Consider the following 8,857-nt stretch of genomic DNA (forward strand, 5'->3'; position numbering starts at 1 on the left):
GTAAATACTGGGAAATACTGGAACTGTTGATACCCTCGCGCCATGAGTGACCCGCTGGACGAGCTGGAGCGGCGGATCGACGGGCTCCGGGCCGGCGTGCGCAAGGCCATGCGCGTCAGGGACGGCGCGACGGCCCGCGTGCTGCGTGCCGAGCTGCGCGCCGCCGAGCGCGCCTGGGACGCCCTGGTGAGTGGCGAGCAGCCGCGCGCCAGGGCGGAGGGCCCCCGGCTGGTCACCGTGCGTGAGCAGGTCCACCAGGCGCTCGCGCTGCTCGGTGCCGCCGCGCAGCCGCGCCTGGTGGTGGCGGTCAGCGGCGCGTTCTTCGCCGGCACCATCCGCAGCGCCCAGCTCACCAGCCTGCGCCGCGACGAGGAGCGCTCGTTCCGGTCCACGCCGCACGGCAGGCCGTACTACCTGTGCGCGGCGCTGACCGACCGCCTCTCCCCCGCCCGCGGCCTGCTGACGCTCAGCACCTGGCCGCTGGAGCGGCGGGTGGTCGGCCCGCTCAGCCCCCGCGTCGACTTCCTGACCTGCGCCATCGCGGTGGCCTCGCACGACGGCGAGGACGAGCGGGCCCTGCGCTTACTGGCGCGGATGGCCAGGAACGTGCCCGGCGCCACGGCCACCGACCTCGGGCCGCCCGACCGCCGGCGGATCGCCGAGGCGGCCAGGGCCGAGCTGGCGGTGCACGCAGAACGCGACACGCGCGACCGCGCCGAGCTGGCACGACGCGCCACATCCCAGCTCGGTGACGTGGCCAGGCTCTTCGGCGCCGCTACGCTGGGCACGATCAAGGAGGAGACAGCGACGTGAGCGGCTTGAGACGCGAGGACGGCCCGGCCCACCGGCTCGACGCGCTGCGCGGCACGACGCCGCCCAAGCCGCACGACGCCAGAGCGATCGCGGCCCTGGCCGCCAACCCCGGCTGCACCCGCCGCGCCCTCATGGACGGCGCCGGCGTCGACAAGGACGCCGCCGCCCGCCACCTGGGCTTCCCCGCGCCGTTCGGCCAGTCGCCGTTCGCGATCACCCGCGGGAACGCGTTCGAGGCGCTGGTCAAGGCCGACGGCTGCGCCGAGCTGCTGCGCATGCTGCGCGAGGTGCTGGACCTGCCGGTCGCCGAGGTGGCCTACCACGACGTGGAGAACGTCGGCGCCCACCTGCGCCACACCCACACCCGCGCGCTGTTCGACCGGGCGGCGCGCGGCGACCAGGACGCCGGCACGCTGTTCGACCACCCGCTGCTCAGCCTGGAGATCGCCGGCCACACCGCGTTCCTCGAACCCGACGTGGTGGCCTTCCAGCTCGGCGGGCGCTTCCACGTGGTGGAGATCAAGTCGTTCGCGGTGGTCGACGGGCAGGCCGAGCCGGCCGCGGTGGCCGCCGCCGCCCGCCAGGCCGCCGTCTATGTGCTGGCGCTGCGCACGATGCTGGCGGAGCTGGGGCACGACCCGCTCACCGTCTCCCACGACGTGGTGCTGGTGTGCCCCGAGAACTTCGCCAACCGGCCGGTGGCGACTCTGGTCGACGTGCGCAGGCAGCTCGCGGTGCTGCGCCGTCAGCTCACCCGGATGACCGGCCTGGACCGGCTGCTCGCCGCGCTGCCGGAGGACCTCAGCTTCGACCTGCGGCCCGGCGAGGACGGCCGGCCCACCCGCCCGGCGGCCGAGCTGGCCGACGCGCTGCGCAGGACCACCGCCCGCTACGCGCCCGACTGCCTGTCCGCGTGCGACCTGTGCTTCTTCTGCCGCGACGAGGCCCGCCAGGAGGGCGCCTCCGACCTGCTCGGCCGCCAGGTGCGCGACGAGCTGGGCGGGGTCGCCTCGGTCGCCGAGGCGCTCGGCCTGGCCGACGGCCTGCGCGACCCCGCCGACGGCCAGGAGGAGATCGCCGGCCTGCTCCGCAACGCCGAACGCCTGCGCAGGGAGTGCCTCAGTTGAGCCTGCTCACCTCGCTCGCCCGGCTGCGCGCCCTGCGGGAGGGCATCGCCCAGCCCGTCGCCACGGTCCGCCACTGCCACGTGGGCGCGCGGCCGATGGTGTTCATCCCGCTCAAGCTGTCGGGCGAGGCCGCCGCGCCGCTGGCCGCCATGCTCGGCACCGACCGCGACCGGCCGCGCCTGCTCGTCGTCACCCAGCCGCGCAACCGTGACCTGCGCTTCGCCTGGGCCGCCGAGCTGGCCGGGGTGCTGCTGCCGTACGTCGAGGGGTTCACCGCCGACACCGAGACGGTGGAGCGCAAGAACGCGGACCCCTACGAGCGGGCGCTCGACGCGCCGCAGCTCGTCCTGCCGAACCAGGCGGGCGTCGGCTTCACCAGGCTGCTCGGCCGCTCCACGCGCTTCCGCAGGCCCGACGGGCCCTACCCGGTGCCGCCCGAGGTGCCGCTGCTGGGGCGGTGGCTGACGTACTTCGCCGAGCGGGCGGCCTACCCGGGCTCGTCGCTGACGCTGGCCGCGACCGAGGAGCTGGGCCGCCACTGGGCCAGCGGGCAGAGCGCGCTGGAGGACGCCAACCTGGCCGCGCTGCTGTCCTGGATCACCCAGGGCCCTTCCGACGACGCCGAGGACCCGCTGATCTGGCCGCCCGCCGGGCCCGCGACCGATCCGGGCTTCGACGCCGAGGTGCTCGCGCCGGCCATCGACAGCGAGTCGCCCGAGCGGGTCGCCGAGGCGCTGCGCACCCAGCTCGAACCCACCTGGCGGCTGATGTGGCAGGCGCTCGACCTGCTGGCCGGGCTGGAGCCGGGCGCGAGCGTGGCCCAGCGCTGGGAGCAGGACCGCGGCTCGTTCAGCGCCATGGCCGCCCACATCGCCGAGGGCGCGCCGCCGCAGGCCAGACGCGACGGCGCGGTGGCGGCCGCGGCCAAGCTGGCCCGCATGGAACGTGCCCAGGCCGCCTACGACGTGCAGCGCGCCTACGACGACCCGCTGGTGATGGCCGAGTACCGGCTGACCGGCGAGGCGTTCGCCGGCGAGGTGGTCGAGACCGTCCCCGACAACGTCGAGGGCGAGGGCCGCTCGCGCAAGCTGCGTCCGCTGGTGGTGCTGAAGACCGACGACCCGGTACGCCTGCGGCCCGGCGCCTCGCTCGGCACCCCGCAGCGCCGCGGCCAGGGCGCCGAGCTGGTCGAGGCCCACGACGGGCTGATCACCTTGAAGATCACCAAGGGCATGGGCCGGGGGAGGACGCCCGCGCCCGGCGCCGTGCCGGAGATCGGCGAGCGGGTCTGCTACACCTCGCTGACCGACGACTTCCAGGGCTCGCCGGCGCTGCCCGAGGCCGAGGCCACGCCCTGGACGCACGGCGGGCCGCCGCAGGAGTACATCCCCGACGACGAGGACGCCCAGGAGGAATGGTCGTGAGCGAGAGCCCGGAGCAGGTGATCGCGAACGTCCTGGCCGACCTGCCCAGGAACCGCGGCGTCGTGGTCGACTCCCCGCCGGGCGCCGGCAAGTCCACGCTGGTCGTGCGGGCCGCCGCGCACATCGCCGCCACCGGCGAGCCGCTGATGATCGTCGCCCAGACGAACGAGCAGGTCGACGACCTGGTGGCCCGCATCTCCGACAAACACCCGCACCTGAAGGTCGGACGGCTGTCGGCCGGCGGGTACGTGCCCCACCCGCGCATGCTGGAGCTGGCCGGCGTCACCGTCGGCACCAGGATCCAGGACCTCGGCGACCCCGACATCGTCATCGCCACGGCCGACAAGTGGGCGTGGATCTCCGGCCGGGTGTGGCCGTGGGCGATCGTGGACGAGGCGTACCAGATGCGCTCGGACAAGCTGCTGCGCATCGCGGGGCTGTTCGAACGGGCGCTGTTCGTCGGCGACCCCGGACAGCTCGACCCGTTCTCGATCGTCGACGGCGACCGCTGGTCGGGGTTGTCGTGGGACCCGTTGCAGAGCGCGGTGGCGGTGCTGCTGCGGCACAACCCGGAGCTGCCGGTCCATCGGCTGCCGGTGTCCTGGCGGCTGCCCGCCTCGGCCGCGCCGGTGGTGTCGAAGGCGTTCTACCCGTTCACCGGGTTCCGGTCGGGCACCTCGGCGGGCGACCGGCGGCTCGAACTGACCGCGGGCGGCATGGGCACCGTGCACGACCGCGCGCTGGAGGAGGCCGCCCGGTCGGGGTGGGCGCTGCTGGAGCTGCCCGAGCGGCACACCGTGCGCACCGACGGCGAGGCCGTGCAGGCCGTGGCGCTGCTGGCGGCGCGGCTGCTGCAGCGCGGCGCCGTGGCCGCCTCCGAGCAGGGCGAGCGGCCGGTGACCGCCGACCGGATCGCGGTCGGGGCGGCCCACCGCGACCAGGTGGCCGCGATCAGGAACGCCGGGCTGCCGCCGGAGATCACCGTGGACACCGCCAACCGCCTCCAGGGCCGCGAGTACGACGTGACGATCGTGCTGCACCCGCTGTCGGGCCGCCGCGACGCCACCGCCTTCCACCTGGAGTCGGGGCGGCTGTGCGTGCTGGCCTCACGACACCGGCACGCCTGCGTGATGGTGGCGCGGGCGGGCATCGCCGAGCTGCTGGACGCCCACCCGTCGGCCGAGCCGGTGCAGCTCGGGGTGCCGGTGAAGTTCCCCGACGGCTGGGAGGCCAACCAGTCGGTGCTGGAGCACCTGGCCCGCCACCGGGTCTAGCGGGAGCCGGTGACGGGACGGCGTCAGAGGCGGCGCCGCCAGACGTCGATGGCCAGCACGCGGCGCATGCCCGCCGACTCGTACAGGCCCAGCGCGGGGGTGGTGTTGTTGCTGTCCACGTGCAGGATCGTGCCCTTGCGGCCTCTGGCGGCGTCGGCGGCGAAGGCGTGCCGGAGCAGGAAGCGGCCCAGGCCCCGGCCGCGGAAGCGCGGGTGCACGGCGAGCGTGGCGACGTAGCCGCAGTCTTCGTCGGGGACGAACTGGTTGTTGCCGATCAGCACGCCGGCGGGCTCCCCGTCGATCCTGGCCAGGGTGAGCTGGCTCCAGTCGGTGACGCTCATGGCCTGGCGGCGCTCGTACCAGTGGTCGTAGTCGACCGAGATGAAGCCGAAGTGCTCGGCGAAGCCGATCTGGTGCACCTCGTGCGCGGCGCGGCGGGTCTCCTCGTCCTCGCCCGTGTGCAGGGTGAGGCCGGGCGGCGGGGCGGGCGCCTCGACGGGGGCCGTGTGGTCGGCGCGCATGCGGTGGAAGCTGGTGCCGGGCGCGAAGCCCTGCTCCTTGGCGTAGGACTGCTTGTCCTGGTCGGCGCGGTAGATGCCGATGTCGAGGGTGACGCCGTCGTGGCCGCGCTCGGCGCCGAGCTCGCGGGCGCGGGCGGTGACCGTGCGCCACAGCTCCTGCCGCAGGTCGTCCAGGCCGGGCAGGCCGTCCAGCCCGGGGCGGGTGATGACCTCGATGTTGACCAGGTCGCTGTCGCCCACCCGGCAGGCCCAGGCCCAACCGGTCAGGCGGCCGGTCTCGTCGTGGGCCAGCCAGCCGTCCCTGTCGAGGTCGAAGCCCGGCTCGGCCAGCTCGTCGGCGATGTCGTCGAGCGTCATGTCGGGCGAGCCGATGACGTCGGTGTCGTAGGCCGCGACCAGCTCGTGGATGGCCGCGGCGTCGTCGACCCGGGGGCGGCGCAAGATGTGCATGGGGAGGATTGTGCACACTTCGCCCACCCCGCCGCCTCCCATTTTTCCCGGGGTGGCTAGGCTGGCCGGGTGGTCGACAGGAAGCCGCTGCACATCGAGGTCGCCACCCCCGACGCGACGACCGTCGCGCTCGCCCTGTCCGGCGACCTCGACTACGAGTCCGTCAGCCGGCTGGGCGACTTCCCCGTCCCCGCGGGCTGCACCGCGATCGACGTCGACCTGTCCCGGCTGACCTTCGTCGACTCCTCCGGCCTGGCCGGGCTCGTCCGCCTCCAGCTGCGGGCCGCGGACGCCGGCGCCGTGGTGCGGGTGGTGGCGCTGACGCCCTATCTGCGCAGCCTGTTCCAGCTGACGGCGATCGACCGGCTGTTCAGCCTGCCGCCGGGCTGACCGCCTCCTGCGGGGCCGCCTCCGCGGGAGCGCCGCCGCGCAGCGGGATCTCCTTGATGAAGGCCGCCAGCAGCGGCACCACGACGGCGAAGGCGATGGCCCACCAGAACACGCCGGAGATCGAGGTCGCCAGCGACTCCAGGATCCCGGTGCGCATCTGCACGGGGAGCTGTTCGAGCTGCTTGGGGTCCATCCTGGCGCCGCCGCCCGAGGTCATGCGCTCGGCCGCCTGCGCGCCGAACCGGCCGGTCAGCTCCGACAGGTAGTGGTTGTTGAAGATCGCGCCGAACAGCGAGACGCCGAACGAGCCGCCGATCGACCGGAAGAACGTGGTGGCGCTGCTGGAGACGCCGAGGTCCTTCTGCTCGACGCTGTTCTGCGCGATGAGCATGGTGGTCTGCATGAGGAAGCCCATGCCCAGGCCGAGCACGGCGATGTAGAGGCCGGTCTGCCAGGAGGCGGTGTCGACGCCCATCGTGGACAGCAGCCACATGCCGGCGGCCATGCCGACGCCGCCGACGATCGGGTAGATCTTGTACTTGCCGGTGCTGGTGATGGCCTTGCCGACGAACAGCGACACGACCATGGCCGCGGCCATCATGGGCAGCAGCAGCAGGCCGGAGTTCGTGGCCGTGGCGCCCTGGACGGTCTGCTGGAACAGCGGCAGGAAGTTGATCGCGCCGAACATGGCGAAGCCGAGCAGGAAGCCGATGCCCGAGATCAGGGTGAAGTTGCGGTTGCGGAACAGCTGCAGCGGCATGATGGGCTCGGCCACGCGGCGCTCGACCACGATGAAGCCGGCCAGGAAGACCACGGCGACCGCGATCAGGGTGAGGATCTGCCAGGAGCCCCAGGTGTACTCGTTGCCGCCCCAGGTGGTGATGAGCACCATCGCGGTGATGCTGACCGACAGCAGGACCGCGCCCGCCCAGTCGATGCGCACCTTGTTGTGCGTCCGCGGCAGGTGGAGGTTGAGCACGAGCAGGACCAGCGCGACCGCGCCGACCGGCAGGTTCACGTAGAAGGCCCAGCGCCAGTCGAGGTGGTCGGTGATGAAGCCGCCGACCAGCGGGCCGGCGATCATCGCCAGCGACATGACGCCGGCCATGATGCCCTGGTACTGGCCGCGCTCGCGGGGCGGCACCAGGTCGCCGATGATGGCCATGACGTTGACCATGAGGCCGCCGGCGCCGAGGCCCTGGATCGCGCGGAAGGCGATCAGCTCGGTCATGCCGTCGGCGGGGCCGCCCAGCATGGAGGAGCCGGCCATGCCGCACAGCGCGGAGCCGATCATGAAGATGACGACCGAGGTGATGAAGATGGTCTTGCGGCCGTACAGGTCGCCGATCTTGCCCCAGATCGGCGTCGAGACCGTCGTGCCCAGGACGTAGGCGGTCACCACCCACGACAGATGGGTCAGGCCCCCTAACTCGCCCACGATGCGCGGCATGGCCGTGCCCACGATCATGTTGTCCAGCATGGCCAGCACCATGGCCAGCATCAGGCCCGGCAGGACGACCATGACCTCGCGGCGCCGTCCGACTGCCTCCGCCACTGCACACCCCCAGTTGTGATCTTGCTTACTTGCCGACCGGCAAGCTTAGAATAAGCTAGATACTTACTTGCCGACCGTCAAGTCGAAATCAAGGTGCAAAGTGCGGGAAGACACGCGGGCGCGGATCCAGGAGATCGCGCTGAAACTCTTCACGGAGCAGGGTTACGAGGCGACCTCGCTGCGCGAGATCGCGGAAGAGCTGGGCGTGACCAAGGCCGCGCTGTACTACCACTTCAAGACCAAGGAGGACATCATCGGCAGCCTGGTCGACCTCCGGGTCGCCGAGCTGCAGGAACTGCTGGAGTGGGCCAGGAACGCGCCGAAGACCCCCGAGACCCGCCGCGAGCTGCTCGAACGCTACGCCGAACGGCTGCGCCAGCCCCGCTACCTGGCCGTCGCCCGCTTCCTGGAGAGCAACCAGACGGCGATGCGCAACCACCCCCAGCTCGCCAGGATGCGCGACACGATGATGGAGCTCACCGCCGAGATGAGCGACCCCGGCGCCACGCCCACCGAGCGCATCAGCCGCTCTCTGGCGCTGTTCGCGCTGCACGCGGGCAAGTGGCTGTCGATGGCCGGCGAGGGGCTGACCGAGGAGGAGATCGACAAGGCGTGCATGGAGGTGGCGCTGCGGCTCGTGGAGCAGTAGCGACCCCTGTGGCGCTTCGGGGGCGCAATGGACGATTGGCGCGCGGGATCCGGGGCAGAAGGCTCGCACGCATCCAGACGGGAGGAGACGCAGTGGAGGCGACGATAGCGCTCCGACTGCCCAGGGATGCGGCGAGCGTCCCGCTGATCAGGCAGATGCTGGACGGCACGCTGCGGTCGCTCGGCGTCGAGGCCCAGATTCGCGACGACATCGAGTTGATGCTGACCGAGGCGTGCGCGAACGTGATCAAGCACGCGACGCCCAGCGACGACTACACCGTCAGCGCCTGCGTGCACGACGACCTGTGCGTCATCAAGGTCGTCGACACGGGGGGCGGTTTCGATCCGAACAAGGTGATCGAACCCGGCCCGGGGGCCGAGCACGGCCGCGGACTGCAGATCATGCGCGCGCTCGCCGACGACATCCGGTTCACCAACGTGCGCGAGAACGGGGCGATGGTCTGCCTGGAGAAGAAGCTGCGCTTCACCCCCGGGGCGGCGGGACAGCATCTCATCGCCAGGTGACCCGCACACCGGGGCCGGGGGGGGGGGGGGGGGGGGGGCGGCCGGGGGGGGGGGGGGGGGGGGGTGGAGGTGGTTGTGGGGGGGCGGGGGGGGGGGGGGGGGGGGGCAGGAGGGCGAGCGGGGCCCGCCC

9 protein-coding genes are annotated in these 8,857 nt (G+C 72.8%); 7 read left to right on the top strand and 2 right to left on the bottom strand.

Going from position 1 to position 8,857, the window contains the following annotated elements:
• Nucleotides 1–42 precede the first annotated feature (42 nt).
• Genes ACFYUV_RS33550 through ACFYUV_RS33565 form a run of 4 tightly spaced genes read left to right on the top strand, consistent with a single transcriptional unit; the run spans nucleotide 43 to nucleotide 4,638 of the window.
• Nucleotides 43–813, top strand: coding sequence for a hypothetical protein (locus ACFYUV_RS33550; protein WP_358286459.1), 771 nt, complete (start codon nucleotides 43–45; stop codon nucleotides 811–813).
• Nucleotides 810–1,940, top strand: coding sequence for a hypothetical protein (locus tag ACFYUV_RS33555; RefSeq protein WP_387675555.1), 1,131 nt, complete (start codon nucleotides 810–812; stop codon nucleotides 1,938–1,940). Before ACFYUV_RS33550 ends, ACFYUV_RS33555 begins: the two co-directional genes overlap by 4 nt.
• A complete protein-coding gene (locus ACFYUV_RS33560; protein WP_387675557.1) occupies nucleotides 1,928–3,364 on the top strand; it encodes a hypothetical protein in 1,437 nt (478 codons plus the stop codon). The genes ACFYUV_RS33555 and ACFYUV_RS33560 overlap by 13 nt, the downstream gene beginning before the upstream one ends.
• Nucleotides 3,355–4,638 (top strand): AAA family ATPase, encoded by a 1,284-nt coding sequence (locus ACFYUV_RS33565; RefSeq protein ID WP_352327730.1) that lies wholly within the window; start codon nucleotides 3,355–3,357, stop codon nucleotides 4,636–4,638. The genes ACFYUV_RS33560 and ACFYUV_RS33565 overlap by 10 nt, the downstream gene beginning before the upstream one ends.
• Before the next feature lie 23 nt (nucleotides 4,639–4,661).
• On the opposite strand, the gene ACFYUV_RS33570 is transcribed toward ACFYUV_RS33565, so the two are convergent.
• Nucleotides 4,662–5,609 carry a GNAT family N-acetyltransferase gene (locus tag ACFYUV_RS33570; protein ID WP_387675560.1) on the bottom strand — a complete coding sequence of 316 codons (948 nt, stop codon included), beginning with the start codon at nucleotides 5,607–5,609 and terminating at the stop codon, nucleotides 4,662–4,664.
• A gap of 69 nt (nucleotides 5,610–5,678) precedes the next feature.
• Between ACFYUV_RS33570 and ACFYUV_RS33575 the strand changes: the two genes are divergently transcribed.
• Entirely contained in the window at nucleotides 5,679–5,999 is a 321-nt protein-coding gene (locus ACFYUV_RS33575) for an STAS domain-containing protein (RefSeq protein ID WP_387675563.1), read from the top strand.
• On the opposite strand, the gene ACFYUV_RS33580 is transcribed toward ACFYUV_RS33575, so the two are convergent.
• The gene (locus ACFYUV_RS33580) at nucleotides 5,980–7,554 is read right to left on the bottom strand and encodes an MDR family MFS transporter (RefSeq protein WP_358286449.1); all 1,575 of its coding nucleotides are present in this window, start codon (nucleotides 7,552–7,554) and stop codon (nucleotides 5,980–5,982) included. The two genes, ACFYUV_RS33575 and ACFYUV_RS33580, sit on opposite strands and share 20 nt — an antisense overlap.
• A 100-nt stretch (nucleotides 7,555–7,654) precedes the next feature.
• On the opposite strand from ACFYUV_RS33580, the gene ACFYUV_RS33585 reads away from it, so the two are divergent.
• Both ACFYUV_RS33585 and ACFYUV_RS33590 read left to right on the top strand, forming a co-directional pair.
• Entirely contained in the window at nucleotides 7,655–8,203 is a 549-nt protein-coding gene (locus tag ACFYUV_RS33585; protein WP_387675565.1) for a TetR/AcrR family transcriptional regulator, read from the top strand.
• Nucleotides 8,204–8,295: 92 nt separating this feature from the next.
• Entirely contained in the window at nucleotides 8,296–8,727 is a 432-nt protein-coding gene (locus ACFYUV_RS33590; RefSeq protein WP_387675568.1) for an ATP-binding protein, read from the top strand.
• The last annotated feature ends 130 nt before the right edge of the window (nucleotides 8,728–8,857 follow it).

It is taken from the genome of Nonomuraea sp. NPDC003560, assembly GCF_042878785.1.
Classification (GTDB): Bacteria; Actinomycetota; Actinomycetes; order Streptosporangiales; family Streptosporangiaceae; genus Nonomuraea.

What these genes read in the sequence shown, in the direction of transcription:
- ACFYUV_RS33565 (WP_352327730.1), top strand. Translation starts at nt 3,355, where the DNA reads ATGGTCGTGAGCGAGAGCCCGGAGCAGGTGATCGCGAACGTCCTGGCC.
- ACFYUV_RS33550 (WP_358286459.1), top strand. Translation starts at nt 43, where the DNA reads ATGAGTGACCCGCTGGACGAGCTGGAGCGGCGGATCGACGGGCTCCGG.
- ACFYUV_RS33570 (WP_387675560.1), bottom strand. Translation starts at nt 5,609, where the DNA reads ATGCACATCTTGCGCCGCCCCCGGGTCGACGACGCCGCGGCCATCCAC.